This window comes from Candidatus Symbiopectobacterium sp. 'North America' (assembly GCF_015762685.1).
Taxonomy (GTDB): Bacteria; Pseudomonadota; Gammaproteobacteria; order Enterobacterales; family Enterobacteriaceae; genus Symbiopectobacterium.
Map to the genome: position 1 here is coordinate 1 of NZ_PEHF01000082.1, position 25,298 is coordinate 25,298.

Annotated in this window: 41 protein-coding genes and 4 pseudogenes; 6 read left to right on the forward strand and 39 right to left on the reverse strand. The window is 51.6% G+C overall.

Annotation, left to right across the window (positions count from 1 at the left end; all coding sequences use genetic code 11):
- Window positions 1-212: 212 nt before the first annotated feature.
- Window positions 213-761 (forward strand): gamma carbonic anhydrase family protein, encoded by a 549-nt coding sequence (locus CS369_RS16945; protein WP_196908015.1) that lies wholly within the window; start codon window positions 213-215, stop codon window positions 759-761.
- On the opposite strand, the pseudogene CS369_RS16950 reads toward CS369_RS16945, so the two are convergent.
- The 6 genes and pseudogenes from CS369_RS16950 to dprA form a co-directional block, all read right to left on the reverse strand.
- Window positions 746-1,002, reverse strand: a pseudogene (locus CS369_RS16950) (DUF1488 domain-containing protein). The gene CS369_RS16945 and the pseudogene CS369_RS16950 overlap by 16 nt on opposite strands.
- Complete coding sequence (gene aroE / locus CS369_RS16955) at window positions 999-1,826, reverse strand: shikimate dehydrogenase (protein ID WP_196908016.1); 828 nt, start codon at window positions 1,824-1,826, stop codon at window positions 999-1,001. Before aroE ends, CS369_RS16950 begins: the two are co-directional and overlap by 4 nt.
- Window positions 1,827-1,841: 15 nt before the next feature.
- On the reverse strand, window positions 1,842-2,396 hold the full coding sequence (tsaC, locus tag CS369_RS16960; protein WP_374191077.1) for an L-threonylcarbamoyladenylate synthase type 1 TsaC: 555 nt from the start codon (window positions 2,394-2,396) through the stop codon (window positions 1,842-1,844).
- A gap of 4 nt (window positions 2,397-2,400) precedes the next feature.
- Complete coding sequence (locus CS369_RS16965; RefSeq protein WP_196908018.1) at window positions 2,401-2,958, reverse strand: type I DNA topoisomerase; 558 nt, start codon at window positions 2,956-2,958, stop codon at window positions 2,401-2,403.
- Between the two features lie 21 nt (window positions 2,959-2,979).
- Complete coding sequence (locus CS369_RS16970) at window positions 2,980-3,453, reverse strand: DUF494 family protein (RefSeq protein ID WP_196908019.1); 474 nt, start codon at window positions 3,451-3,453, stop codon at window positions 2,980-2,982.
- On the reverse strand, window positions 3,425-4,546 hold the full coding sequence (gene dprA / locus CS369_RS16975; RefSeq protein WP_196908020.1) for a DNA-protecting protein DprA: 1,122 nt from the start codon (window positions 4,544-4,546) through the stop codon (window positions 3,425-3,427). The genes CS369_RS16970 and dprA overlap by 29 nt, the downstream gene beginning before the upstream one ends.
- Before the next feature lie 115 nt (window positions 4,547-4,661).
- Between dprA and def the strand changes: the two genes are divergently transcribed.
- The 5 genes and pseudogenes from def to mscL all read left to right on the forward strand — a co-directional run bounded on the left by def (window position 4,662) and on the right by mscL (window position 9,468).
- The gene (def, locus tag CS369_RS16980; protein WP_196908021.1) at window positions 4,662-5,171 is read left to right on the forward strand and encodes a peptide deformylase; all 510 of its coding nucleotides are present in this window, start codon (window positions 4,662-4,664) and stop codon (window positions 5,169-5,171) included.
- A gap of 42 nt (window positions 5,172-5,213) precedes the next feature.
- Window positions 5,214-6,167, forward strand: coding sequence for a methionyl-tRNA formyltransferase (gene fmt / locus CS369_RS16985; RefSeq protein ID WP_196908022.1), 954 nt, complete (start codon window positions 5,214-5,216; stop codon window positions 6,165-6,167).
- Window positions 6,168-6,240: 73 nt separating this feature from the next.
- Complete coding sequence (rsmB, locus tag CS369_RS16990) at window positions 6,241-7,536, forward strand: 16S rRNA (cytosine(967)-C(5))-methyltransferase RsmB (RefSeq protein WP_196908023.1); 1,296 nt, start codon at window positions 6,241-6,243, stop codon at window positions 7,534-7,536.
- Window positions 7,537-7,560: 24 nt separating this feature from the next.
- Window positions 7,561-8,937: a Trk system potassium transporter TrkA gene (gene trkA, locus CS369_RS16995; protein WP_196908024.1), complete on the forward strand. Its 1,377-nt coding sequence runs from the start codon at window positions 7,561-7,563 to the stop codon at window positions 8,935-8,937.
- A 120-nt stretch (window positions 8,938-9,057) separates the two neighbouring features.
- Window positions 9,058-9,468: pseudogene (gene mscL / locus CS369_RS17000) on the forward strand (large-conductance mechanosensitive channel protein MscL).
- Here mscL and CS369_RS17005 read toward each other — a convergent pair.
- From CS369_RS17005 to CS369_RS17165, 33 genes and pseudogenes are all read right to left on the reverse strand, one after another.
- Window positions 9,450-9,701 carry an alternative ribosome-rescue factor A gene (locus CS369_RS17005; protein ID WP_196908025.1) on the reverse strand — a complete coding sequence of 84 codons (252 nt, stop codon included), beginning with the start codon at window positions 9,699-9,701 and terminating at the stop codon, window positions 9,450-9,452. The pseudogene mscL and the gene CS369_RS17005 sit on opposite strands and share 19 nt — an antisense overlap.
- 65 nt (window positions 9,702-9,766) lie before the next feature.
- Window positions 9,767-10,152, reverse strand: a pseudogene (locus tag CS369_RS17010) (DnaJ family domain-containing protein).
- A gap of 133 nt (window positions 10,153-10,285) precedes the next feature.
- Entirely contained in the window at window positions 10,286-10,678 is a 393-nt protein-coding gene (gene rplQ, locus CS369_RS17015) for a 50S ribosomal protein L17 (protein ID WP_196908026.1), read from the reverse strand.
- Between the two features lie 40 nt (window positions 10,679-10,718).
- Complete coding sequence (locus CS369_RS17020) at window positions 10,719-11,708, reverse strand: DNA-directed RNA polymerase subunit alpha (protein WP_196908027.1); 990 nt, start codon at window positions 11,706-11,708, stop codon at window positions 10,719-10,721.
- Window positions 11,709-11,733: 25 nt separating this feature from the next.
- Window positions 11,734-12,354, reverse strand: coding sequence for a 30S ribosomal protein S4 (gene rpsD, locus CS369_RS17025; protein WP_196908028.1), 621 nt, complete (start codon window positions 12,352-12,354; stop codon window positions 11,734-11,736).
- A gap of 30 nt (window positions 12,355-12,384) precedes the next feature.
- Window positions 12,385-12,774, reverse strand: coding sequence for a 30S ribosomal protein S11 (gene rpsK / locus CS369_RS17030; protein ID WP_002919257.1), 390 nt, complete (start codon window positions 12,772-12,774; stop codon window positions 12,385-12,387).
- A gap of 16 nt (window positions 12,775-12,790) precedes the next feature.
- Entirely contained in the window at window positions 12,791-13,147 is a 357-nt protein-coding gene (gene rpsM, locus CS369_RS17035) for a 30S ribosomal protein S13 (protein ID WP_196908029.1), read from the reverse strand.
- Window positions 13,148-13,293: 146 nt separating this feature from the next.
- Window positions 13,294-13,410 carry a 50S ribosomal protein L36 gene (rpmJ, locus tag CS369_RS17040; RefSeq protein WP_002227352.1) on the reverse strand — a complete coding sequence of 39 codons (117 nt, stop codon included), beginning with the start codon at window positions 13,408-13,410 and terminating at the stop codon, window positions 13,294-13,296.
- 32 nt (window positions 13,411-13,442) lie between these two features.
- On the reverse strand, window positions 13,443-14,774 hold the full coding sequence (gene secY / locus CS369_RS17045) for a preprotein translocase subunit SecY (RefSeq protein ID WP_196908030.1): 1,332 nt from the start codon (window positions 14,772-14,774) through the stop codon (window positions 13,443-13,445).
- 7 nt (window positions 14,775-14,781) lie between these two features.
- Window positions 14,782-15,216: a 50S ribosomal protein L15 gene (gene rplO / locus CS369_RS17050; protein WP_196908031.1), complete on the reverse strand. Its 435-nt coding sequence runs from the start codon at window positions 15,214-15,216 to the stop codon at window positions 14,782-14,784.
- A 3-nt stretch (window positions 15,217-15,219) separates the two neighbouring features.
- Window positions 15,220-15,399 carry a 50S ribosomal protein L30 gene (rpmD, locus tag CS369_RS17055; RefSeq protein WP_038016616.1) on the reverse strand — a complete coding sequence of 60 codons (180 nt, stop codon included), beginning with the start codon at window positions 15,397-15,399 and terminating at the stop codon, window positions 15,220-15,222.
- Window positions 15,400-15,405: 6 nt separating this feature from the next.
- Window positions 15,406-15,906: a 30S ribosomal protein S5 gene (gene rpsE / locus CS369_RS17060; RefSeq protein WP_196908032.1), complete on the reverse strand. Its 501-nt coding sequence runs from the start codon at window positions 15,904-15,906 to the stop codon at window positions 15,406-15,408.
- 14 nt (window positions 15,907-15,920) lie between these two features.
- A complete protein-coding gene (rplR, locus tag CS369_RS17065; RefSeq protein WP_196908033.1) occupies window positions 15,921-16,274 on the reverse strand; it encodes a 50S ribosomal protein L18 in 354 nt (117 codons plus the stop codon).
- Between the two features lie 9 nt (window positions 16,275-16,283).
- Window positions 16,284-16,817: a 50S ribosomal protein L6 gene (gene rplF, locus CS369_RS17070; RefSeq protein ID WP_196908034.1), complete on the reverse strand. Its 534-nt coding sequence runs from the start codon at window positions 16,815-16,817 to the stop codon at window positions 16,284-16,286.
- A gap of 12 nt (window positions 16,818-16,829) precedes the next feature.
- Complete coding sequence (rpsH, locus tag CS369_RS17075; protein WP_196908035.1) at window positions 16,830-17,222, reverse strand: 30S ribosomal protein S8; 393 nt, start codon at window positions 17,220-17,222, stop codon at window positions 16,830-16,832.
- Between the two features lie 33 nt (window positions 17,223-17,255).
- On the reverse strand, window positions 17,256-17,561 hold the full coding sequence (rpsN, locus tag CS369_RS17080) for a 30S ribosomal protein S14 (RefSeq protein ID WP_196908036.1): 306 nt from the start codon (window positions 17,559-17,561) through the stop codon (window positions 17,256-17,258).
- A gap of 13 nt (window positions 17,562-17,574) precedes the next feature.
- Window positions 17,575-18,114 (reverse strand): 50S ribosomal protein L5, encoded by a 540-nt coding sequence (rplE, locus tag CS369_RS17085; RefSeq protein WP_196908037.1) that lies wholly within the window; start codon window positions 18,112-18,114, stop codon window positions 17,575-17,577.
- 14 nt (window positions 18,115-18,128) lie between these two features.
- A complete protein-coding gene (rplX, locus tag CS369_RS17090) occupies window positions 18,129-18,443 on the reverse strand; it encodes a 50S ribosomal protein L24 (protein WP_196908038.1) in 315 nt (104 codons plus the stop codon).
- 10 nt (window positions 18,444-18,453) lie between these two features.
- Window positions 18,454-18,825 (reverse strand): 50S ribosomal protein L14, encoded by a 372-nt coding sequence (rplN, locus tag CS369_RS17095; protein ID WP_023479426.1) that lies wholly within the window; start codon window positions 18,823-18,825, stop codon window positions 18,454-18,456.
- 165 nt (window positions 18,826-18,990) lie between these two features.
- Complete coding sequence (gene rpsQ / locus CS369_RS17100; RefSeq protein ID WP_195316360.1) at window positions 18,991-19,245, reverse strand: 30S ribosomal protein S17; 255 nt, start codon at window positions 19,243-19,245, stop codon at window positions 18,991-18,993.
- Window positions 19,245-19,436, reverse strand: coding sequence for a 50S ribosomal protein L29 (gene rpmC / locus CS369_RS17105; RefSeq protein WP_196908039.1), 192 nt, complete (start codon window positions 19,434-19,436; stop codon window positions 19,245-19,247). The genes rpsQ and rpmC overlap by 1 nt, the downstream gene beginning before the upstream one ends.
- A complete protein-coding gene (gene rplP, locus CS369_RS17110) occupies window positions 19,436-19,846 on the reverse strand; it encodes a 50S ribosomal protein L16 (RefSeq protein WP_009111208.1) in 411 nt (136 codons plus the stop codon). Before rplP ends, rpmC begins: the two co-directional genes overlap by 1 nt.
- Window positions 19,847-19,858: 12 nt before the next feature.
- Window positions 19,859-20,560 (reverse strand): 30S ribosomal protein S3, encoded by a 702-nt coding sequence (rpsC, locus tag CS369_RS17115; protein ID WP_005970274.1) that lies wholly within the window; start codon window positions 20,558-20,560, stop codon window positions 19,859-19,861.
- Window positions 20,561-20,577: 17 nt separating this feature from the next.
- Complete coding sequence (gene rplV, locus CS369_RS17120) at window positions 20,578-20,910, reverse strand: 50S ribosomal protein L22 (RefSeq protein WP_196908040.1); 333 nt, start codon at window positions 20,908-20,910, stop codon at window positions 20,578-20,580.
- Window positions 20,911-20,924: 14 nt separating this feature from the next.
- Window positions 20,925-21,203 carry a 30S ribosomal protein S19 gene (gene rpsS, locus CS369_RS17125; protein ID WP_196908041.1) on the reverse strand — a complete coding sequence of 93 codons (279 nt, stop codon included), beginning with the start codon at window positions 21,201-21,203 and terminating at the stop codon, window positions 20,925-20,927.
- 16 nt (window positions 21,204-21,219) lie between these two features.
- Window positions 21,220-22,041, reverse strand: coding sequence for a 50S ribosomal protein L2 (rplB, locus tag CS369_RS17130; RefSeq protein ID WP_196908042.1), 822 nt, complete (start codon window positions 22,039-22,041; stop codon window positions 21,220-21,222).
- 19 nt (window positions 22,042-22,060) lie between these two features.
- The gene (rplW, locus tag CS369_RS17135; RefSeq protein WP_196908043.1) at window positions 22,061-22,363 is read right to left on the reverse strand and encodes a 50S ribosomal protein L23; all 303 of its coding nucleotides are present in this window, start codon (window positions 22,361-22,363) and stop codon (window positions 22,061-22,063) included.
- Window positions 22,360-22,965 carry a 50S ribosomal protein L4 gene (rplD, locus tag CS369_RS17140; protein WP_196908044.1) on the reverse strand — a complete coding sequence of 202 codons (606 nt, stop codon included), beginning with the start codon at window positions 22,963-22,965 and terminating at the stop codon, window positions 22,360-22,362. The genes rplW and rplD overlap by 4 nt, the downstream gene beginning before the upstream one ends.
- A 10-nt stretch (window positions 22,966-22,975) precedes the next feature.
- Window positions 22,976-23,605 (reverse strand): 50S ribosomal protein L3, encoded by a 630-nt coding sequence (gene rplC / locus CS369_RS17145; protein ID WP_196908045.1) that lies wholly within the window; start codon window positions 23,603-23,605, stop codon window positions 22,976-22,978.
- A gap of 32 nt (window positions 23,606-23,637) precedes the next feature.
- A complete protein-coding gene (gene rpsJ, locus CS369_RS17150; protein WP_140554275.1) occupies window positions 23,638-23,949 on the reverse strand; it encodes a 30S ribosomal protein S10 in 312 nt (103 codons plus the stop codon).
- Window positions 23,950-24,204: 255 nt separating this feature from the next.
- Window positions 24,205-24,678 carry a bacterioferritin gene (gene bfr, locus CS369_RS17155; protein ID WP_196908046.1) on the reverse strand — a complete coding sequence of 158 codons (474 nt, stop codon included), beginning with the start codon at window positions 24,676-24,678 and terminating at the stop codon, window positions 24,205-24,207.
- A 99-nt stretch (window positions 24,679-24,777) separates the two neighbouring features.
- On the reverse strand, window positions 24,778-24,948 hold the full coding sequence (gene bfd, locus CS369_RS17160; RefSeq protein ID WP_244665070.1) for a bacterioferritin-associated ferredoxin: 171 nt from the start codon (window positions 24,946-24,948) through the stop codon (window positions 24,778-24,780).
- A gap of 243 nt (window positions 24,949-25,191) precedes the next feature.
- A pseudogene (locus CS369_RS17165) lies at window positions 25,192-25,298 on the reverse strand (elongation factor Tu); the annotation flags it as partial.

Sequence of the window (25,298 nt, forward strand, 5' to 3'; positions counted from 1 at the left end):
CTTCGTGTCGTGTCAACGGAGGCGCATTATAGGGATCCCAATAATTTACACAACCCCTTTTTTGGATCTTTTTTTTCGTTCGCGCATTTTTTACCCCCTTCGTTGAGATCCTGCGCAACCCGCGCTATTTTCAACCTACTTTTGCTGCTTCTGGCAGCAGCAGGACCACAATTAGGGTAAGTTACCCTTTTCGAATGTATTGAGAGGTAAATATGGGCTCCCACGCATTGCGTTCTTATAAGGATGCATTCCCTACTGTCGGGAAAAACGTGATGATCGATCCATCCAGCGTTGTGATCGGCAACACGACGCTTGGCGATGATGTCAGCATCTGGCCATTAGTCACGATCCGTGGCGACGTACATGAAATCCACATCGGCGCACGCACTAATATCCAGGATGGCAGCGTATTGCACGTAACCCACCGCTCAGCGAGCAATCCGCAGGGTAACCCGTTGATCATTGGCGAAGAGGTCACCGTAGGCCATAAGGCCATGCTACACGGCTGCACCATCGGCAACCGCGTATTGGTCGGTATGGGATCGATCCTGCTTGATGGCGTTATCGTAGAAGATGACGTGATGATCGGAGCGGGCAGTCTGGTACCGCCCGGTAAGCGCTTGCAGAGTGATTATCTCTATCTTGGCAGCCCAGTGAAACAAATCCGTCCACTGACAGCAGAAGAAATCGAGGGTTTACGTTACTCCGCCAATAACTACGCCACCTGGAAGAACGACTATCTGGCTCAGGACAGCGAGTAATACCCCTCACTGTCATCCTGTTCATTGAGCACCCGAGCTTCGAAAAGATCTTCGATATCCCAGCGGTGCTCTCTGAACAACGCCAACCAGCTATCCGCATCGGTTCCGCCAAAACGCGTCTGAAGTTGCGCGGCACTGATAAGGCATTCACGCTGAAAACCACCGATCAATACAGGGAATAGATCATACGCTCCTCTTCACTCCACGCTTCGCGATCGGGGAACTGGATCGCCTGGTTCATGCGTTAAGGGCTTTTTTCATCTGTTCGATCACCGGAGTGGTATCTGGCATCACGCCGTGCCAGAGGAAAAACGCGTGTGCCGCCTGATTGATCAACATACCAAAACCATCCGCCAACTGTGATGCCCCCTGCTGCTGGCACCACAGCAAAAACGGTGTCAGGCTTGCCTGATAAAACATGTCATAACAGCGCGTAGAGGCCGTGATCAACGAAACAGGCAGCTCGGGAATCTCGCCAGCGATCCCTGACGAGGTGGCATTGATGATCAGATCGAAGTTTTCGCCTTCCAGTCCATCTAGCGGCAACGCGTCAATCGGCCCCACTGGCTGAAACAGTGTCGCGAGCGCTTCTGCCTTGGCAAACGTGCGATTGGTGACCACCAGCGAACACCCATGGCTCAATAGCGGCTGAATAACGCCACGGCTGGCACCGCCCGCACCGATCAACAGCACCCGATCCTGCGGTGTCATCAGCGCAAGACGCTTCAAATCACTTAGCAGTCCGATACCGTCGGTATTATCCCCCAACAGTCGGCCGTCTTCGAGCCGCTTCACGGTATTGACCGCTCCTGCTAACGAAGCGCGTTGGCTCAGTTCATCGACTTCCTGATAGGCGCGTTCCTTGAAAGGCATGGTGATATTCGCCCCCAACGCCCCTGTCTGAAAAAAATCACGCAGCGTTTGTTCAAAGCTGTCCAACGGTGCCAACAGGCGTTCATACGTCAAGGGGATCCCGGTTTGCTCAGAAAACAGCGCATGGATCTGCGGCGACTTGCTGTGCGCAATAGGATGACCAAACACTGCGAATGACGTTACTTCAGACACCGTTATCTCCACTTTTTAACCCTGTCGTATCAGGTTGCCCGTCAGGATATCCCGAATTTCAGACGGATTCTGCCGCCCGGATGTTTCTCCGTGCAGAACAGGAAAGGCCTCACCAAACTGGGTCAGAACCTCTTGTGCAGTGCGGCACGGCGGCAGTCCAGTCAGATTGGCGCTGGTTGAAACGATCGGCTTGCCAAACGCCAGGCAAAGTTCACGCACAAGAGGATGTGCGCTGACACGCACCGCCAATGATGAAAATTGCCCGGTCAACCAACGTGGCGTACTCGGCCTGGCGGGCATCACCCACGTTACCGGTCCCGGCCAGGAGGCAAACATCACCGCCTTTTGCTCAGCGCTGAGCTGGCTGTCATCAATATAGGGAGCGAGCTGTTGATAATCAGCCGCGATCAGGATCAGCCCTTTTTCGACAGGCCGTTGTTTCAAGGCCAGCAGTTGCATCACTGCGGCTTCGCTGTCAGGATCGCACCCCAAGCCGAAAACAGCTTCGGTAGGATAGGCGATGACATTCTGCTTTATCAGTTCCTGAATGACAGAAACCGGTTGTTTCACTAGATTACTCATTGGTATCAACTTCTGCCGTTACCGGCTTTCCACAGGCTTTACTGGCGCAAAAACGTTTGACGCCCTGCACCGTTTTCTTTTCGAACAAGAGCGGATAGTGGCAGGTTGGGCACGTCCCCGCTACCGGTTTATGGTTGAGCGCAAATTGGCACTTCGGGTAACGCTCACAGGCGTGGAACACTTTGCCAAAGCGCGATTTACGTTGCAGCAGCTTTCCTTTGCCACATTGTGGACAGGTTAATGCGGTTTCATCAGGACGGTCGATGACCTCGGTGTGGTCACACGCCGGGTAGTTGTTACAGCCAATAAACATGCCATAACGCCCCTGCCGCAACACCAGTGTCCCCTGACAGTGCGGGCAGAGTTGCCCAGAGAGTTCCTTCACAATATGGCCATCCGCATTGGCTTTCAGCGGACGGACAAATACGCACTCCGGGTAGCGCGAGCAGCCCAAAAAAGGGCCGCGGCGACTGGAGCGAATCACCAGTGGCGCGCCGCACTCAGGGCAGCACTCCGCCTTTTTATCTGCTATAAGCGCAGGGATTACCATGGTTTATTCTGACTTGTCGGTTTAATGCAAATACTCCTCATCTGCTTCAAACAGCAGATCTTCCATTTGCTGGTAGGCGTTTTCACATCCGGGTAGATTGAACAACACCATGAGGATCACCCATTTAAGATCGTCCAGATCGAACGATAAGGTATCCAGCGCCATCACGCGATCGATCACCATCTCACGCGTTTCAAGATTCAACACGTTGATTTGCTCCAGGAACAGCAAAAAGCCCCGGCACTCGGTGTCGAAGCGCTGCTCCTCTTCCTGCGTATAAATGCGCAGTGCATGGGGATCGCTTGCCAAGGCAAAAGGCACTTCTTTGCCTTCCTGCAAATCCGCCAGGCGCTCCAGCCAGTTCAATGCGCTATAGATATCAGCACGATCGAACCCAGCCCGCGTGAGGTCATTAGTTAACGCATCCTGATCAACGCGTAGTTCCGTTTCGTTCTGGATGTAAGTTTCAAATAAGTACATGAGTACGTCGAACATGGCCATCCCTCCTCAATCGGACATAGCCGCCGGGTACTGCTTCTATCCATCCTGCTAACTCCAGATCCAGCAACTTACCTACTACCTCTGGCACAGGTTGGTACGCACGTTCAGCGACAACATCAACAGGTGTAACCTCATCTCCTACGTTAGCCAACACGCCGGCAAATGGCAATTCCACATCGGGGTCTAGAGCAGAAATAGTTTCATTTTCGCCAAGGGGCAGCCACGATAACCCACTGCCCAACTGTTCAATGATGTCTTTGGGACAGGTAACCAGATAAGCCCCCTGCTGGATGAGCCAGTGAGTGCCTTGTACCATTGGGTTATCCAGCGCGCCCGGTAGCACGAAGAGATCGCGATTCTGCTCCAACGCACAGCGCGCTGTGACTAAAGATCCGCTGCGCATGGAAGCCTCAACAATCAGCACGCCGAGGCTCATCCCATTGATGATACGATTACGACGGGGAAAGTTGATTGCCTTCGGGGGTTCATTCAGGGGAAATTCGGAGACAAGAGCACCACCTTGCTCCACCAACAGCTCTGCCAGCGCGCGATGGCGGCGGGGATACGTCTGCTGCAATCCATTACCCAGCACCGCCACGCTTTTCCCTCCTGCATCCAGCGCCGCCTGGTGCGCCACGCCATCGATACCTAATGCCAAACCGCTGGTGATAACAAAACCATTCAACGCCAGTTCCTGCGCAAAGCAGTGTCCCCACTGCGCGCCATACGCAGAAGGGTGGCGGCTGCCGACCATAGCCAGTTGAGGGGCACAGAGAAGCTGAGGGTTACCACGCACAAACAGTGCCCGGGGCGAAGCGGTGATCTGCCGCAATAATGGGGGGTAACGCGAGTCTGCGTACGTAAGCAGATGGTGAGTCGGTTCCTCCAGCCAGCGTAATACCCTTTCACACTCCGTTTCATCTTGCGAGAGAAATTGCGCGACCTGCTCTTCGGACAAGGCCAGCGCAGATAGTGCCTCGGCAGTTACCTCTGCCAGCGGACGCAATTGCTCCACCAATTGCACCGTTTTCACCGCGTTGAGGCGGCACACGTTCATTAACCACAGCCACAACTCCACGTCCTGCATGCGTTCATCCTTGTGCCATTGCGCTTTACAGGACAAATGCTGTCAATCAGAACCGGAAATGTCTAGAATAGATCCAGATACGCTTTCATCAACCGGATAAAGATCGAAATCAACTATGTCAGTTTTGCAGGTATTACATTTTCCAGACGAGAGGCTTCGCACTATCGCGAAACCTGTCGCAGAGGTTAATGCAGAAATTCAGCGCATCGTCGATGATATGTTCGACACCATGTACGAAAAAGAAGGCATCGGCCTTGCTGCGAGTCAGGTGGACGTGCATCAGCGCATTATCGTGATTGACGTTTCCGAAGAACGCGATCAGCGTTTGGTGTTGATCAACCCAGAGCTGCTGGAAAAAGACGACGATACCGGTATTGAAGAGGGTTGTCTGTCCATTCCTGAAACCCGTGCGCTGGTGCCGCGCGCTGAGCGCGTGAAGGTCAAAGCGCTGGATCGGGAAGGTAACCCCTTTGAGCTGGAAGCTGATGGCCTGTTGGCAATCTGTATCCAACACGAAATGGACCACCTGGTTGGCAAGCTGTTTATTGATTATCTCTCGCCGTTAAAACGCCAGAGAATTCGTCAGAAGCTGGAGAAACTGGCACGACTGAACAGTCGTCCATAGCACTCGCTCACTATTTCAGGCTCTCTATTTTCAGGAAAAATCGTGCCCGCATCATCCCCCTTACGCATTATTTTCGCTGGTGTTCCTGACTTCTCAGCGCGTCACCTCGACGCGCTGCTTGCTTCACCACATCAGGTGGTTGGTGTGTTTACCCAGCCCGATCGCCCGGCAGGCCGAGGCAAGAAGCTCACTCCCAGTCCGGTCAAAGTGCTGGCCGAGCAGCATGGCGTCCCGGTGTTGCAACCCAAATCGCTGCGTCCGGCAGAAAGCCAGCAATTGGTCGCTGATTTACAGGCCGATATTATGGTGGTGGTGGCCTATGGCTTGCTTCTGCCGCAGGCAGTGTTAGATATGCCGCGCCTGGGCTGTATCAACGTGCACGGCTCACTGCTACCGCGCTGGCGCGGTGCGGCCCCGATTCAACGCGCGTTGTGGGCCGGAGACACCGAAACCGGTGTAACCATCATGCAAATGGATGCAGGGCTGGATACCGGTGCCATGCTGCATAAGCTGTCATGCCCGATAACGCCGCAAGACACCAGCGCCTCGCTGTACGATCGCCTGGCAGAGCTGGGTCCGCAAGGGTTACTGACAACGCTGGCATCACTGGCGCAGGGAACGGCTGTCGCAGAAAAACAAAATGACAGTCTGGCGACGTACGCCGAAAAACTGAGCAAAGAAGAGGCTAAGCTTGACTGGTCACTCAGTGCCGAGCAATTGGAACGCTGTATTCGTGCGTTCAATCCCTGGCCTGTCAGCTATATCACCATTGACGAGCAGCCGGTTAAAGTGTGGAAAGCCAGCGCATTGGACGCTGACCACAGCGCACAACCCGGCACGATCATCAGTGCAGACAAACAAGGTATACAGGTCGCCACCGCGCAAGGCGTATTAAACCTGCTGCAACTGCAACCTGCGGGCAAAAAACCGATGTCGGTGCAAGATCTGCTCAATTCGCGCCGCGAATGGTTCACTCCAGGCAACCTACTGGCATAATACGCTCATCCATTAAAAGGCATCGCGTCTGCTGTTATGGCAGGCGCGTTACCGTTTCAGACAATCACTATCCATGAAAACAACATACAATCTGCGCGCCATCGCCGCGAACGTTATCGGCCAGGTGCTCGATAAAGGCCAGTCGCTAAGTTCACTATTGCCACAGTATCAGCGTGATATCTCGGAAAAGGATCGTGCCCTGTTGCAAGAGCTGTGCTTCGGCGTATTGCGCGTGTTGCCACAGTTAGAGTGGATAATTCAGCAGTTGATGGCAAAAACGCTGACCGGGAAGCAGCGCACGTTGCACTACCTGATCATGGTGGGCATCTATCAACTCGCTCACACGCGCATACCGGCCCATGCCGCGCTCTCTGAAACGGTTAACGGAGCTATCGCACTCAAGCGCCCACAGCTTAAAGGATTGATCAACGGCGTACTGCGCCAATTCCAACGCCAGCAGGCCGAGCTGGATGAGCGCATGGCTAACCATGCGTCGCGCTTCGCTCACCCCGAGTGGCTGTTAGCACGCCTCAAGAAAGCCTATCCACAGCAGTGGCAGCAGATTGCTGAGGCCAATAACCAGCGCCCCCCGATGTGGCTACGCGTGAATCGTTTGCACCACACACGAGAACACTATTTAGCACTGCTGACTGAAGCCGGTATCGCCGCTCAGCCGCATCCTGAACAGGACGAAGCCATCATGCTGAGCGAGCCTTGTGCCGTAAGCCTGCTTCCTGGCTTCGCGCAAGGCTGGGTTACCGTTCAGGATGTCTCTGCACAAGGTTGCGTGCGCTGGTTAGCACCGCAGGACAATGAACATATTCTCGATTTGTGTGCTGCACCGGGTGGGAAAACCACCCATATTCTGGAAGCAGCGCCTCACGCTAAGGTATTGGCGGTCGATGTGGACCCACAGCGGCTCGCTCGGGTAAAAGAGAATCTGCAACGCCTTAATCTTCACGCAGACGTGAGGCAAGGCGATGGGCGCGAGCCTGCGGCCTGGTGTTGTGAGCAGCAGTTCAATCGTATTCTGCTCGATGCCCCCTGCTCCGCCACCGGCGTGATTCGCCGTCATCCTGATATCAAGTGGCTGCGGCGCGACAGCGACATCGCCGAGCTGGCACTGTTGCAGCAGGAAATTCTGGAGGCTATCTGGCCACGGCTGAAAGCAGGCGGTACGTTGGTTTATGCCACCTGCTCGATCCTGCCCGAAGAGAATCAGCAGCAAATGCGAGCCTTTCTGACACGCCATGCGGATGCCGAACTGGTGGAAACGGGCGATGCGCAGCACCCCGGTTTGCAAAAGTTACCGGCGGCAGAGGATGGCGATGGGTTCTTTTATGCTAAGTTGGTTAAGAGCATTGGCTGATAGCAACGGCAACGGGCACAGATCATGAAAATCATTATTCTTGGTGCAGGTCAGGTGGGCGGTACGCTGGCAGAAACGCTCTCCGGAGAAAACAACGACATCACTGTTGTTGATACTGACACCGCGCGACTGCGGCAGTTGCAGGATAAATTCGATTTGCGCGTAGTTGCCGGTTACGCCTCCCACCCGCGCGTACTGCGTGAAGCCGGCGCCGAAGATGCAGACATGCTGGTTGCCGTCACTAACTCGGATGAAACCAATATGGTGGCCTATCAGGTCGCCTACTCGCTGTTTAATACACCAAATCGCATTGCACGTATTCGCTCCGCAGAATACGTACGAGCCGGTGAGCAATTGTTTCAGGCAGAAGCGGTGCCTATCGATCATTTGATCTCGCCGGAACAGTTGGTCATCGACAATATCTACAAGCTGATCGAGTATCCCGGTGTACTACAGGTGGTGAACTTCGCCGAAAGGAAAGTGAGTATCGCCGCAGTGAACGCTTATTACGGTGGCCTGCTGATCGGTAATGCACTCTCCGTGCTGCGTGAGCATATGCCGCACATCGAAACCCGCGTAGCCGCTATTTTTCGCCACGACAGACCGATCCGCCCGCAGGGTTCAACCATTATCGAAGCGGGCGATGAAGTATTCTTTGTTGCCGCCTCCCAGCATATTCGCGCCGTGATGAGCGAACTCCAGCGCTTGGAAAAGCCCTACAAGCGCATCATGATCGTCGGCGGTGGTAACGTCGGCGCGGGGTTAGCGCATAAGCTGGAAAAAGACTACAGCTTTAAACTGATCGAAAAGAACGAAGAGCGTGCGATCGCCCTGGCTGAGCTGCTGCAAGACACTATTGTGTTTCACGGCGACGCTTCCGATCAGGAGTTGCTGGCACAGGAGCATGTCGAACAAATCGATGTGTTTATTGCCATTACCAACGACGATGAAGCGAACATCATGTCCGCCATGCTGGCCAAACGCATGGGGGCAAAAAAAGCCATGGTACTGATCCAACGACGCGCCTATGTCAATTTGGTTCAGGGCAGCGTTATCGATGTGGCTATTTCGCCACAGCAAGCAACGATTTCCGCACTGCTCGGCCATGTGCGTAAAGCGGATATCGTCAGCGTGTCATCATTACGACGCGGCATGGCGGAAGCCATTGAGGCCATTGCTCACAGGGATGAAGGCACGTCAAAAGTGGTTGGCCGTATGATTGAAGATATCAAATTACCGCCAGGCACCTTGATCGGCGCAATTGTGCGCGGTGATGATGTGATTATCGCCAACGACAATATGAAGATAGAGCAAGGAGATCATGTGATCATGTTCCTGACGGACAAAAAATTTGTCCCTGAAGTGGAACGCCTATTCCAACCCCGCCCGTTCTTCTTGTAACAACGCTGAGCCTTGCCGCTTCAGGCCGCACTTTCCTTTCCGGCTCACTGATTATCACCGCTGACAATTATGTAACGCTTTGTTAAAATTTAGATGTTCATTTTATCAAGGAGTTGGATCATGAGTATGCTAAAAGAGTTTCGCGAATTCGCGATGCGCGGCAACGTGGTAGATTTGGCGGTGGGTGTCATTATCGGCGCAGCATTTGGCAATATCGTCTCCTAGCTCGTGGCCGATATCATTATGCCGCCACTGGGGTTACTGCTTGGCAGCATCGATTTCAAACATTTCGAACTGGTACTGCGCGACGCGCAAGGAGATATTCCTGCCGTGGTGCTGTGCTACGTCCTCTTCCTGCAAAATATTTTTGATTTTGTTATCGTCGCGTTCGCCATTTTTATGGCAATCAAGGTGATGAATAACCTGCGTCGTAAAGAAGAGAAAGCACCAACACCGGCAAAACCGAGCGCTGAAGCGGCGCTGTTAACTGAGATTCGCGATTTGCTGAAAGATCAGCAGCCGAAAGCGTAGCGCCGTTCAACGAAACCCAGTACAGCCATAAAGTGAGAGGCCAGTGGTAAAGCATCCTTTGATGATTTACCACTGGCCTCCCAGTTTTGGCCCTTGCTTTGTTTGCCTTTGCGACAGTAGCTGCCTTTACCTTTCTTGTTCTTCTCAACGCGTTGTCGAAACAAGGGGTCATCTAACAATGCTTCCAGCGCATTGTCTTGAATCTTGCCTTTCTTGTGCTGATAAGTGCTCATCACATCTCTCTTGGTTACATTGTTAATCCGATTCATCGCCACGCGCCAGCTCTTGCCGCGTCAGCCTATTTTTCGGGCGCTATTCTTTCACCAGAGAACGTGCTGCGCAAGCGATCGGCATATTCACCGTGTAAAAAATCGGTACTCATCCCTTTCTGTTGCAGGTTAAGTTCCAGCATGCGTAACCTACGGCGCAGGTTTTCATGCGCTTCCGATTCGGGAAGCGTATTGGCTAGCAGATCGCGTAGCGTCAGGGCATCTTTACGCAATGCCAATTCTGGCGGCAGGTAACCGGCATTTTTCAACAGACGGTATCCAGTGCGTAGTTCTCAGGCACGGCACTGTCGTCATCGAGTTGCAGCGGTTTTCCTACACCGGGCAGATTATCGAACTCCCCCGCTTGTTGCGCCGTCTGGACATGACGCTCGCACATTGCATCAATCCACCACATGTTCCCTCTTTCAAAAGCGTCTGAAGCAAACGGTGCTTTTGGCAAACGTTATACGTTAACAAAACCGCCATTTGCTAAACAATAGACGTAAAAAAACCGGGTTGCCCCGGTTTTTTTAACCCACCGCTGATGATTACTCAGCAGCAGTGGTTTCTTCTTCTTGTGCAACTGAACGATCAACCAGCTCGATGTAAGCCATCGGCGCGTTGTCGCCTGCACGGAAACCACACTTCAGAATGCGAGTGTAACCACCGGCACGGCTCGCGAAACGCGGGCCCAGTTTATTAAACAGTTTTGCCACGATCTCGTTATCACGAGTACGGGCGAATGCCAGACGACGATTAGCAACGCTGTCGGTCTTGGCAAGAGTAATCAGCGGTTCAACAACACGGCGCAGCTCTTTTGCTTTTGGCAGGGTCGTCTTGATGATCTCATAACGAACCAAAGAACCAGCCATGTTACGGAACATAGCCTGACGATGGCTGCTGTTACAGTTCAGTTGACGACCACTCTTACGATGGTGCATGACCTTATCCTTCTCAGTAAAACCTTAACCTGTGACCGGGTTATTCATCAGCAATGCTTGCCGGCGGCCAGTTTTCCAGGCGCATGCCCAGAGAAAGACCACGTGAGGCAAGCACATCTTTAATCTCGGTAAGAGATTTTTTACCCAGGTTAGGCGTTTTCAGCAATTCAACCTCGGTACGCTGTACCAGATCACCGATGTAGTGGATAGCTTCTGCCTTGAGGCAGTTAGCAGAGCGGACAGTCAATTCCAGATCGTCAACAGGGCGCAGCAGGATCGGATCGAATTCTGGTTTCTCTTCTTTCACTTCAGGCTGACGTACATCACGTAAATCAACAAAAGCTTCCAGTTGTTCAGCCAGAATGGTTGCCGCACGGCGGATCGCCTCTTCAGGATCGATCGTGCCATTGGTTTCCATTTCAATGACCAGCTTGTCCAGGTCGGTACGTTGTTCAACACGAGCAGCTTCAACATTGTAGGCAATACGCTCTACCGGGCTGTAGCAAGCATCGACCAACAAACGGCCAATCGGGCGCTCATCTTCTTCCGTATGAATACGTGCAGAAGCCGGCACATAACCACGACCACGTTGAACTTTGATACCCATGCTGATAGCTGCTTTTTCATCGGTCAGATGGCAGATCACGTGCTGCGGCTTGACGATTTCGACATCACCATCATGGGTGATGTCTGCTGCAGTCACAGGGCCAATGCCAGATTTATTCAGGGAAAGGATAACTTCATCTTTACCTTGAACTTTCACCGCCAGCCCTTTCAGGTTGAGCAGGATTTCCAGGATATCTTCCTGTACGCCTTCTTTGGTGCTGTACTCGTGCAGTACACCATCAATCTCAACCTCGGTCACCGCGCAACCTGGCATGGATGAAAGCAGAATACGGCGCAGTGCGTTGCCAAGCGTATGGCCGAAACCACGCTCTAACGGCTCAAGGGTCACCTTGGTGTGCGTCGAACTTACTTGCTCGATATCGACCAGGCGCGGTTTTAGAAACTCTGTCACAGAACCCTGCATTGTGTCCTCTCTTTGGTACTAAGCTTTACTTGGAGTAAAGCTCGACGATCAGGTGTTCATTAATGTCCGCAGACAGATCGGTACGTTCAGGAATACGTTTGAACACACCTTCCATCTTGGCAGCATCAACTTCCAGCCAAGTCGGCTTTTCACGCTGTTCAGCCAGCTCCAATGCTGCTTTCACGCGAGATTGCTTTTTAGCTTTCTCACGGATGCTGACGACATCATTCGGTGATACCTGATAAGAAGCGATGCTGACAACGCGACCGTTTACTATAACAGCTTTGTGGCTTACCAACTGACGCGCTTCCGCACGAGTGGCGCCGAAGCCCATACGATACACCACGTTATCCAGACGTCCTTCCAGCAGTTGCAGCAGGTTTGCACCTGTGTTGTCTTTCAGACGAACAGCTTCTTTATAGTAGTTACGGAATTGACGCTCCATAACACCGTAGATACGGCGAACTTTTTGTTTCTCACGCAACTGCACGCCATAATCAGACAGACGCGGTTTACGCGCACCGTGCTGACCAGGGCCTTGTTCGATCTTACACTTGGAATCGATCGCGCGAACACCGGACTTAAGGAACAGGTCGGTGCCTTCACGACGGCTCAGCTTGAGCTTAGGACCCAAATATCTAGCCATTTTCTTTCTCCAACTATCCTAAAAGCGGCGTTATACGCGACGCTTTTTCGGCGGACGACAACCGTTATGGGGGATCGGAGTCACATCAGTAATATTAGTGATGCGGAAACCAGCCGCGTTCAGAGCGCGGATGGTAGACTCACGGCCCGGACCAGGTCCTTTAACCATAACTTCCAAGTTCTTGATACCGTATTCTTTCACGGCTTCAGCGCAACGTTCAGCAGCTACCTGAGCGGCGAACGGCGTAGATTTACGAGAACCACGGAAACCGGAACCACCGGCTGTTGCCCAACCCAGCGCGTTACCCTGACGATCGGTAATGGTCACGATGGTGTTGTTAAAAGAAGCATGGATATGAGCCACACCGTCAGAAACTTGTTTTCTTACACGCTTACGTGCACGAATAGGTGCTTTTGCCATTATTCAATCACCCCGATTATTTCTTGATCGGTTTGCGCGGACCCTTACGGGTACGGGCGTTGGTCTTAGTACGCTGACCGCGCACTGGCAGACCACGACGATGACGTAAACCGCGATAGCAACCAAGGTCCATCAGGCGCTTGATGCTCATGCTGATTTCACGGCGCAGATCACCTTCGACAACGAATTTGGCAACTTCTACACGCAGCGTTTCGATTTGCTCTTCAGACAGCTCACTGATCTTAACATCTTCAGCAATACCCGTCGCAGCACAAATGGCCTTGGAACGAGTCTTACCGACGCCATAGATCGAGGTTAACGCGATCACGGCATGTTTCTGATCAGGAATGTTAATGCCTGCTATACGGGCCACTATGCACTCCTATTATTCAATATGTACGCTCCATGCTGAAAAGCCCGTTTTCAGGATACTCAAATGGAAACGCACAGACATACAAAAGATTGGCTGGCTAATCTAGCCAGCTCAATCCAACTTTGCAAGAAAAATATGCAAGATAATCAGCCTTGGCGCTGTTTATGCTTCGGCTCGGCGCTACAAATCACACGAACGACACCGTTACGCTTAACTATTTTGCAGTTACGACATAATTTCTTTACAGAAGCACGAACTTTCATTTTTACTCTCCATAACTTCTCAAGCAACCCAATTAGCGGTTATAGCCTTTCAGATTTGCTTTCTTCAATGCAGACTCATACTGACTTGACATCATCAGAGTTTGCACTTGAGCCATAAAGTCCATGATGACCACGACGACGATCAACAGGGATGTACCCCCAAAATAAAAGGGGACCTTCATCGTATCACGCATGAACTCCGGGATCAGGCAGATAAAGGTAATGTACATTGCGCCGACCAGAGTCAGGCGGGTCATCACCTTATCGATGTATTTCGCCGTTTGCTCTCCCGGACGAATTCCTGGCACGAATGCACCGGACTTCTTCAGGTTATCTGCTGTTTCGCGCGGGTTGAAAACCAACGCCGTGTAGAAGAAACAGAAGAAGATGATTGCAGTCGCATAGAGTAGCACATAAAGCGGTTGTCCGGGCTGCAAATACATCGAAATAGTTGTCAGCCAGTTCCAACCGGTACCGCCCCCAAACCACGATGCAATCGTCGCAGGGAACAGGATGATGCTGGAGGCGAAGATTGCCGGGATAACCCCTGCCATGTTCACTTTCAGCGGTAAGTGCGTACTCTGTGCTGCATAAACCCGACGACCTTGCTGACGCTTTGCGTAGTTAACAACGATACGACGCTGACCACGCTCAATAAAAACAACGAAGAAGGTTACTGCAAACACTAAAACTGCAACCAACAGCAGCACGAGGAAGTGCAGGTCGCCTTGCCGAGCTTGCTCGATAGTGTGGGCAATTGCTGGCGGTAAGCTCGCAACGATACCCGCAAAGATCAAGATAGAGATACCGTTACCGATACCGCGCTCAGTAATCTGTTCGCCCAGCCACATCAGGAACATGGTCCCGGTCACCAGACTTACAACAGCCGTAAAGTAAAATGCAAAGCCCGGATTAATCACCAGGCTCTGCATTCCTGGCATATTCGGCAAACCGGTAGCAATACCGATTGACTGGAATATGGCCAGTACCAACGTACCGTAACGGGTGTACTGGCTAATCTTGCGACGGCCAGCCTCCCCTTCTTTCTTGATTTCCGCCAAAATGGGGTGAACCACCGTCAGCAGCTGGATAATAATAGAGGCCGAAATGTACGGCATAATACCCAGCGCAAAGATAGAAGCACGGCTGAGAGCACCACCAGAGAACATGTTGAACATTTCAATGATGGTGCCACGCTGTTGTTCGAGCAATTTGGCAAGCACAGTGGCATCAATACCAGGGATCGGAATAAAAGAGCCGATACGGAAAACGATAAGCGCGCCGATTACAAACAGCAGTCTGCGTTTCAGCTCGCCAACGCCACCCTTAGCACTTTGAAAATCTAATCCTGGTTGCTTAGCCATCTGCTACTTATTCCTCAATTTTACCGCCAGCAGCTTCGATAGCAGCACGCGCGCCTTTGGTCACACGCAGACCACGAATCGTTACCGGACGGGAAACTTCACCAGACAGGATCACTTTCGCGAACTCGATCTGAACGCCGATAACGTTAGCAGCCTTCAGCGTGTTCAGGTCAACGACGTCGTCACCTACGCGAGCCAGATCGGACAGACGGATTTCCGCTGTGATCATCGCTTTGCGAGAGGTAAAGCCGAATTTCGGCAGACGACGATACAACGGCATCTGACCACCTTCGAACCCACGACGTACGCCACCGCCAGAACGAGACTTCTGACCTTTGTGACCACGACCGCCGGTTTTACCGAGGCCAGAACCGATACCACGACCTAAACGCTTCGGCGCGTGCTTCGCGCCTTCGGCCGGAGACAGGGTATTCAAACGCATCTGTTACTCCTCCACTTTAACCATGTAGTAAACTGCGTTGACCATACCGCGTACAGCAGGCGTATCTTCACGCTCAACGGTATGACCAATACGACGCAAACCCAGGCCAAGCAGCGTTGCCTTATGTTTCGGCAGACGACCGATTGCACTACGGGTTTGAGTAATTTTAATAGTCTTAGCCATGGTCAATTATCCCAGAATGTCGTCAACGGATTTGCCACGCTTGGCAGCAACCATTTCCGGGGAATTCATATTAGCCAGGCCATCGATAGTTGCACGAACCACGTTAATCGGGTTGGTGGAACCATAGGCTTTAGCCAATACGTTATGAACCCCAGCAACTTCCAGAACGGCGCGCATTGCACCGCCGGCGATGATACCGGTACCTTCGGAAGCCGGCTGCATGAATACGCGAGACCCAGTGTGAGCACCTTTAACCGGGTGCTGCAGGGTGCCGCCATTCAGCTCGACATTCAACATGTTGCGACGGGCTTTTTCCATCGCTTTCTGGATTGCTGCCGGAACTTCACGCGCTTTCCCGTAACCAAAACCAACGCGACCGTTGCTATCACCCACTACAGTCAGTGCGGTGAAGCTGAAAATACGACCACCCTTAACGGTTTTAGATACGCGATTTACCGCGATCAGCTTTTCCTGCAGTTCGCCAGCTTGTTTTTCGATGTGTGCCATCTTACACCTCTACCTTAGAACTGAAGGCCAGCCTCACGAGCAGCATCTGCCAGTGCCTGGACGCGACCATGATATTGGAACCCGGAACGGTCAAAGGACACATCTTTAATGCCTTTTTCCAATGCGCGCTCAGCGACTGCTTTACCTACAGTAGCAGCGGCATCTTTGTTGCCGGTGTACTTCAGTTGTTCTGCGATAGCTTTTTCTACAGTAGAAGCGGCTACCAGGATTTCAGAACCGTTCGGTGCGATAACCTGCGCATAAATATGGCGAGGGGTACGATGTACCACCAGGCGAGTCGCTCCCAATTCCTGGAGTTTGCGACGTGCGCGGGTTGCACGACGGATACGAGCTGATTTCTTATCCATAGTATTACCTTACTTCTTCTTAGCCTCTTTGATACGCACGACTTCGTCGGCGTAACGGACACCCTTGCCTTTGTAAGGCTCAGGACGACGGTAAGCGCGCAGATCAGCTGCAACCTGACCGATAACCTGCTTATCAGCACTTTTCAGTACGATTTCAGTTTGAGTCGGGCATTCAGCTGTGATACCAGCAGGCAGCGCGTGGTCAATCGGGTGTGAGTACCCCAGAGACAAATTCACGACATTGCCTTTAACTGCGGCACGGTAACCTACGCCAACCAGTTGAAGCTTCTTGGTGAAGCCTTCGGTAACACCGATAACGACTGCGTTCAGCAGTTCACGCGCAGTGCCTGCCTGTGCCCAACCGTCTGAAAAACCTTCGCGCGGAGCGAAAGCCAGAGCGTTGTCAGCCACAGTAACTTCAACAGCATCGTTGATGGTACGAGTCAGCTCACCGTTTTTACCCTTGATCGAAATAACCTGACCGTTGAGTTTTACCTCTACGCCGGCAGGAATGACGACGGGTGCTTTTGCAACACGAGACATTCTTTCCTCCGATTAAGCTACGTAGCAGATAATCTCGCCACCAAGACCAGCCTGGCGCGCTGCACGATCGGTCATAACACCTTTAGAGGTAGAAACAACCGCGATTCCTAAACCAGCCATAACTTTCGGCAGCTCATCTTTTTTCTTATAGATGCGCAGACTTGGGCGGCTGATACGCTGAATGCTTTCTACCGCTGCCTTGCCCTGGAAATATTTCAGATAAATTTCCAGTTCAGGCTTGGTGCCGCCTTCGATTTTGTAATCTTGAATATAACCTTCTTCCTTAAGCACTTTGGCAATTGCCACTTTCAGCTTGGAGGAAGGCATGGTGATCGCAACTTTGTTCGCGGCCTGACCGTTGCGTATACGGGTCAGCATGTCCGCGATCGGATCTTGCATGCTCATCTGTCTTTACTCCCGTGATTCAATTGGTGACAATTACCAGCTAGCCTTTTTCAGACCCGGAATTTCACCTCGCATGGCGGCTTCACGGACCTTGATACGGCTCAACCCGAACTTCCGCAGGAAAGCGTGCGGACGACCTGTCTGTCGGCAGCGGTTACGCTGACGGGACGGGCTGGAATCACGCGGCAGAGTCTGTAGCTTGAGAACAGCATCCCAACGATCTTCGTCGGATGAGTTCACATTGGAGATGATAGCTTTCAGTTCAGTGCGTTTAGCAAAGAATTTATTAGCCAATTTCACGCGTTTGACTTCGCGTGCTTTCATGGATTGCTTAGCCATTAGTAACCCTACCTTACTTGCGAAACGGGAAGTTAAAGGCGGCCAGCAGCGCGCGGCCTTCATCATCGAATTTCGCAGTGGTGGTAATGGTAATGTCCAAACCACGAACGCGATCGACTTTGTCATAGTCGATTTCCGGGAAGATGATCTGCTCACGCACGCCCATGCTGTAGTTGCCACGGCCATCGAAGGACTTGGCAGACAGACCGCGGAAGTCACGAATACGCGGTACAGCAATGGAAATCAGGCGCTCAAGGAACTCCCACATGCGTTCGCCACGCAGAGTTACTTTACAGCCGATCGGATAGCCCTGGCGGATTTTGAAGCCTGCAACAGATTTGCGTGCTTTGGTGATCAACGGTTTTTGACCTGAGATAGCTTCCAGATCGGCTGCGGCGTTATCCAGCAGCTTCTTGTCAGCGATCGCTTCACCAACACCCATATTCAGGGTGATCTTCTCGACCCGAGGGACTTGCATGACAGAATTGTAGCTAAACTGAGTCATCAGTTTGCTAACCACTTCGTCTTTGTAGTAATCATGCAGTTTCGCCATCGTACTACTCCAAATTACTTAATAGTTTCGCTAGTAGATTTAAAGAAACGGACTTTTTTGCCGTCTTCGAATCTAAAGCCTACACGGTCAGCCTTGCCAGTTGCCGCATTGAACAGTGCAACGTTGGAAAGCTGGATTGCAGCTTCTTTTTCAACGATGCCACCCGGTTGGTTCAGGGTCGGAACCGGCTTCTGATGTTTCTTAACCAGGTTGATACCTTCAACAACGATCTTGCTGGAAGACAGAATATTCTTAACTTTACCGCGCTTACCTTTATCTTTGCCGGTCAGCACGATAACTTCGTCATCACGACGGATTTTCGCTGCCATGGTTCGCTCCTTAGAGTACTTCAGGTGCCAGAGAGATAATTTTCATGAACTTTTCAGAACGTAGTTCACGAGTTACCGGCCCAAAAATACGCGTACCGATAGGCTGCTCGCTGTTATTGTTCAGAATAACGCATGCATTGCCATCGAAGCGAATGACAGAACCGTCCGGGCGACGAACACCCTTCTTGGTGCGCACCACAACCGCCTTCAGAACATCGCCTTTCTTCACCTTACCGCGAGGAATTGCTTCCTTGATGGTAATTTTGATTATATCGCCGACGCCTGCGTAGCGACGGTGCGAGCCACCTAGAACCTTGATACACATTACGCGACGTGCACCGGAGTTATCGGCTACGTTCAGCATAGTCTGTTCTTGGATCATTTTAGTGCTCCGCTAATGTCAACTACTACTTTTCAAACCCTTACGGGTCATTAATACCCCAGAATCGAGGGCGAATTATTATAACACTGCTTTTCGACCAAGGGTAGAAAAAACAAACGGCCCTTTGCAGAGCCGTTTATCGTTTTCAAGAAGAGCAATACTGTATTACAGAATCGCTTTCTCTACAACTCGAACCAACGTCCAAGACTTAGTTTTGGACAGCGGACGGCATTCGCGGATTTCAACCACGTCACCGATACCGCATTCGTTGTTCTCATCATGTACGTGCAGTTTGGTCGTACGTTTGATGAATTTCCCATACAGCGGGTGTTTCACAAAACGTTCGATTGCAACAACCATGGATTTCTCCATTTTGTCGCTCACAACACGACCTTGCAGAGTACGGATATTATCGCTCATTACGCACCCGCCTTCTGAGTCAGTAAAGCCTTAACACGTGCAATATTGCGACGCACTTGTTTTACCAGGTGAGTCTGTTGCAACTGACCACTGGCCGCTTGCATACGCAAGTTAAATTGCTCGCGCAGCAGTTCGAGCAGCTCGGTGTTCAGCTCTTCAACGCTCTTTTCACGCAGCTCATTTGCTTTCATTACATCACCGTCTTAGTTACAAAGGTGGTTTTGATCGGCAGTTTCGCTGCTGCCAGTTGGAATGCCTCACGGGCTAACTCTTCCGGCACACCGTCCATTTCGTACAGGACTTTACCTGGCTGAATCAAGGCAACCCAATATTCCACGTTACCTTTACCTTTACCCATACGTACTTCAAGCGGTTTCTCGGTAATTGGTTTGTCCGGGAATACTCGGATCCAAATTTTACCTTGACGCTTAACAGCACGGGTCATGGCACGACGTGCAGCTTCGATTTGGCGAGCGGTCAGGCGACCACGACCAACAGCTTTTAGACCGAAAGTACCGAAGCTGACATCCGTACCGGCAGCCAGACCGCGGTTACGGCCTTTGTGCATCTTACGGAATTTTGTACGCTTTGGTTGTAACATCAGCGACTCTCCTTACTTGCGGCCTTTACGCTGCTGCTTTTTAGGTTGAGCAGCCGGCTTTTCCGGTTGTTCAACGGCAGCCATACCACCCAGGATCTCACCTTTGAAGATCCACACTTTCACACCGATAACACCGTAAGTGGTGTGTGCTTCGGACGTGTTGTAGTCGATATCCGCACGCAGCGTGTGCAACGGAACGCGACCTTCGCGGTACCATTCGGTACGTGCGATTTCAGCACCGCCCAGGCGGCCACTGACTTCAACTTTGATGCCCTTGGCACCCAGACGCATGGCGTTCTGAACGGCACGCTTCATCGCACGACGGAACATCACACGACGCTCCAGCTGAGAAGTGATGCTGTCAGCAACCAGTTTCGCGTCCAGTTCCGGCTTGCGAACTTCTGCGATGTTGATCTGAGCAGGGACGCCAGCGATATCCGCTACGACTTTGCGCAGTTTTTCAACATCTTCACCTTTTTTACCGATAACGATGCCCGGACGAGCGGTGTGAATGGTCACACGGATGCTCTTGGCCGGACGTTCGATAACGATACGAGAGACGGAGGCTTTCTCCAGTTCTTTCGTCAGGTATTTACGAACTTTAAAATCGCTGTCCAGGTTGTCAGCGAATTCTTTGGTATTCGCATACCAGGTAGAGTTCCAAGGTTTGACAATACCCAGGCGAATACCATTAGGATGTACTTTCTGACCCATTGCTAGTCTCCAGAGTCTCAGCGATCGGACACAACCACAGAAATGTGGCTGGTACGCTTCAGGATGCGATCCGCACGACCTTTAGCACGCGGCATAATGCGCTTCATGCTCGGGCCTTCGTCTACGAAGATTTTCGCAACTTTCAGATCATCAATGTCAGCGCCATCGTTGTGCTCTGCGTTGGCAATGGCAGACTCCAGTACTTTTTTAACCAGACCAGCAGCTTTCTTGTTGGTGTAGGTCAGAATTTCCAGAGCTTGCGACACTTTCTTACCGCGAATCAGGTCAGCCACCAGGCGAACCTTTTGAGCAGAAGAACGAGCATGAAGATGTTTAGCGATAGTTTCCATCTCTTCCTCCTACCTTATTTTTTCTTGGCTTTTTTATCAGCCGAGTGGCCGCGATAAGTACGAGTCGGCGCGAATTCACCCAGTTTGTGACCGACCATTTCATCGGAAACAAACACCGGAACGTGCTGACGACCATTATGGACAGCGATGGTCAAACCGATCATAGTTGGAAAGATCGTTGAACGACGGGACCAAGTGCGCAGAGGCTTCTTGTCACCGCTTTCCACCGCTTTCTCTACCTTCTTCAGCAAGTGCAGGTCAATAAAAGGACCTTTCTTGAGAGAACGTGGCATGGTTTATCCTCTAATATTATTTAGTACGGCGACGTACGATGAATTTATCAGTACGCTTGTTGCTGCGAGTCTTCTTACCTTTGGTCTGAATGCCCCACGGTGAAACCGGGTGCTTACCAAAGTTACGACCTTCACCACCACCGTGCGGGTGGTCGACAGGGTTCATTGCCGTACCGCGAACGGTAGGACGAACACCACGCCAGCGTGCAGCACCAGCTTTACCCAGAACGCGCAGCATATGCTCAGCGTTACCTACTTCGCCCAGCGTAGCGCGGCAGTCAGATTCGACTTTACGCATTTCGCCAGAACGCAGACGCAGGGTCACGTACGCGCCGTCACGTGCAACGATCTGCACGTAAGCACCAGCAGAACGCGCCAGTTGACCGCCTTTACCCGGTTTCATTTCCACGTTGTGAACCGTGGAACCGACCGGAATATTGCGCATCGGCAACGTGTTGCCAGCTTTGATAGCAGCATTAACGCCAGACTGGATCTGATCACCGGCTTTCAGGCCTTTCGGAGCCAGGATGTAACGGCGTTCGCCGTCTTTGTACAGAACCAGAGCGATGTTGGCGGAACGGTTCGGATCATATTCCAAACGTTCTACAACAGCAGGGATACCATCTTTGTTGCGTTTGAAGTCAACAATACGGTATTGCTGCTTGTGGCCACCACCGATATGACGGGTAGTGATGCGGCCATTGTTGTTACGGCCACCGGATTTGCTGTTTTTTTCCAGCAACGGGGCATAAGGTTTGCCCTTGTGCAGCTCAGGGTTAACCACTTTAACAACGTGGCGACGACCCGGAGATGTCGGTTTACATTTAACAATTGCCATTGTTTTTTACTCCTCCGACTTACTCTGCGCCGCCGATGAAGTCCAGATTATGGCCTTCTTTCAGGGTGACGTAAGCTTTTTTCCAGTCGCTACGACGACCGATACGCTGTCCATGACGTTTCGTTTTCCCTTTAACCAGCAGGGTACGAACTTCATTGACTTCGACTTCAAACAGTTTCTGCACAGCAGTTTTGATTTCTGCTTTGGTCGCGTCTTTAGCAACTTTGAGCACGATGGTGTTGTGTTTTTCCATCGCAGTAGACGCTTTTTCAGAAACGTGAGGTGCAGTCAGCACCTTAAGCAGACGTTCTTCACGGATCATACCAGCATCTCCTCAACTTGCTTAACAGCGTCAGCCGTCATTACGACTTTGTCGAAGGCGATCAGGCTAACCGGATCGATACCCGCTACATCACGTACGTCAACCTTGTACAGGTTGCGTGCAGCCAGGAACAGATTTTCATCCAGTTCACCGGTGATGATCAGCACGTCGTCCAGCGCCAGGTCTTTCAGCTTCTGTGCCAGCAACTTTGTTTTCGGTGCTTCAACAGAGAACTGCTCGACAACGATCAAACGATCCTGACGTACCAGCTCGGACAGGATGCTTTTCAGCGCGCCGCGGTACATCTTTTTGTTTACTTTTTGACTGTGGTCCTGAGGCTTGGCAGCAAAGGTCACGCCACCGGAACGCCAGATCGGGCTCTTGATAGAACCTGAACGCGCACGGCCAGTACCTTTCTGACGCCACGGTTTTTTACCGGAACCAGTTACTTCAGCACGGGTCTTCTGAGCACGAGTCCCTTGACGGGCACCAGCTGCATAAGCAACAACAACCTGGTGTACCAGCGCTTCGTTGAAATCACGACCGAAGGTAGTTTCGGAAACAGTCAGCGCGCTTTGCGCGTCTTTCAATACTAATTCCATTGCTATCCCCTTACGCTTTCACAGCCGGTTTAACGATCAGGTCGCTACCGGTTGCACCCGGGACAGCGCCTTTCACCAGCAGCAGGTTGCGCTCAGCGTCAACGCGTACTACGTCCAGACTCTGAACGGTTACACGCTCGTTGCCCATCTGACCAGCCATTTTCTTGCCTTTGAACACTTTGCCCGGAGTCTGGTTCTGACCGATAGAACCCGGAACGCGGTGAGACAAGGAGTTACCGTGGGTAGCATCCTGAGTACGGAAGTTCCAGCGTTTAACAGTACCCGCGAAACCTTTACCTTGGGACGTACCAGTAACGTCAACTTTTTTCACGTCAGCGAAAATCTCAACGCTGATGCTTTGGCCTACGGTGAACTCTTCGCCTTCAGACAGACGGAATTCGCGCAGGACGCGGCCAGCTTCAACACCCGCTTTAGCAAAATGACCTGCTTCCGGCTTGGTAACACGGTTTGCTTTTTTAGCACCGGTAGTTACCTGTACAGCCTGGTAGCCATCATTAGCCAGGTCTTTAACCTGAGTAACGCGGTTTGCTTCAATTTCGATAACGGTTACAGGGATAGAAACGCCGTCTTCAGTGAAGATACGGGTCATGCCCACTTTTTTACCGACTAAACCAATCATTGTATCAACCTCTCAATCGCTTGATGACCTGATTAACCCAGGCTGATCTGCACGTCTACACCGGCAGCCAGGTCCAGACGCATCAGAGCATCAACGGTTTTCTCGGTTGGCTCAACTATGTCAACCAGACGCTTGTGAGTGCGAATTTCGTACTGATCGCGCGCGTCTTTGTTGACGTGCGGGGAGATCAGAACGGTAAAGCGCTCTTTGCGGGTCGGCAGCGGGATCGGACCACGTACTTGCGCACCAGTGCGCTTGGCCGTCTCAACGATTTCCGCGGTTGCTTGATCGATCAGGCGATGATCAAACGCTTTCAGGCGGATACGGATTCTTTGGTTCTGCATGAGACCAGAGCTCCAATTATTTATAAACGTAAATGATTACTCCTCACACCCATTTCGATTGATGGGGGAGTGTAATCGTTCGGCCATAACTCCCAAATCGGGAGTATTGTTGACCCATGCCTATTGCATGGCGTCTCTGTTCGTAAACGTACTACATATACATGCACCACATTTAACGTAACAGGCCCGACTTAATTCAGACGGGCCCGCGCATTATACGTAAATCTGTTCAGGAAGCAACCGCGTTTTACAGAATCATGGCTCTTTTAGCTGCGCTTGCAAATAATTAGGCAACCCGAGGCGCGCTATCAGGTCAAGTTCCGTCTCAATCCAGTCGATGTGCCCTTCTTCATCGGCCAGGATTTCAATCAGCAAATCTCGGCTGACATAATCGCGCACCGAATCCATATACGCGATCCCCTCGCGCAAATCCTTGGCACCATCCAACTCCAGTTTCAGGTCAGAACGCAGTATCTCTTCGACATCCTCGCCAATATTGAGCTTGCCGAAATCTTGCAGGTTGGGAACCCCTTCAAGAAACAGGATACGCTCGATATAACGGTCGGCATGTTTCATTTCATCGATGGATTTGTGGTATTCGTGCTGGTCAAGGCGGGTCAGTCCCAAGTTTTTAAACATACGGGCATGCAAAAAGTACTGGTTAATCGCAACCAGTTCATTACCCAGCAACTTATTTAGATGTGATATGACTTTTTTATCGCCTTTCATGACATTGCTCCTTCGCTCCAGGTCTTAAAAGTGTAGAACTGGAGGGGGGAGAGTCAACGAAATCACCTACATTTTGTATGGTTTCAATAAAAGCGGCAATTACGCAACGTCAGAGATGGGTGACAACATTGCCTGCTCTTCTTCCATAATCAGGCGAGCCTGGCGAATACACTTGCCGCAGTCACTGCCAATAGGCATTAACTGGCGCAATTGATTGAGCGAGCGGGGTTGATGCTGGCGAACGGCGTGCCGAATAACTTTATCGGAAATGGCATTTCACAGGCAGACATACATACAGGATAACTCATTCTCTCAGTCGCGGACCCACACCCTCTTTTGTTGCTACCTTCCGCACGGCAGTCGCAAAAATGACTATAAAACAGTCAGTGAGAGTGTAAATAAGAATGGTTTTTATTTCAATTACAGTTTTGTCAACACTATAAAAAAAGGACACCGAAGTGTCCTTTTTCTTACGCTATCGCTAGCTCACGGGTGTTACTCGCGTATTGGCGATTAAGCCATAACTTTAGCAACAACGCCCGCACCAACAGTACGACCGCCTTCACGGATTGCGAAACGCAAACCGTCGTCCATCGCGATCGGGTGGATCAGGGTAACAA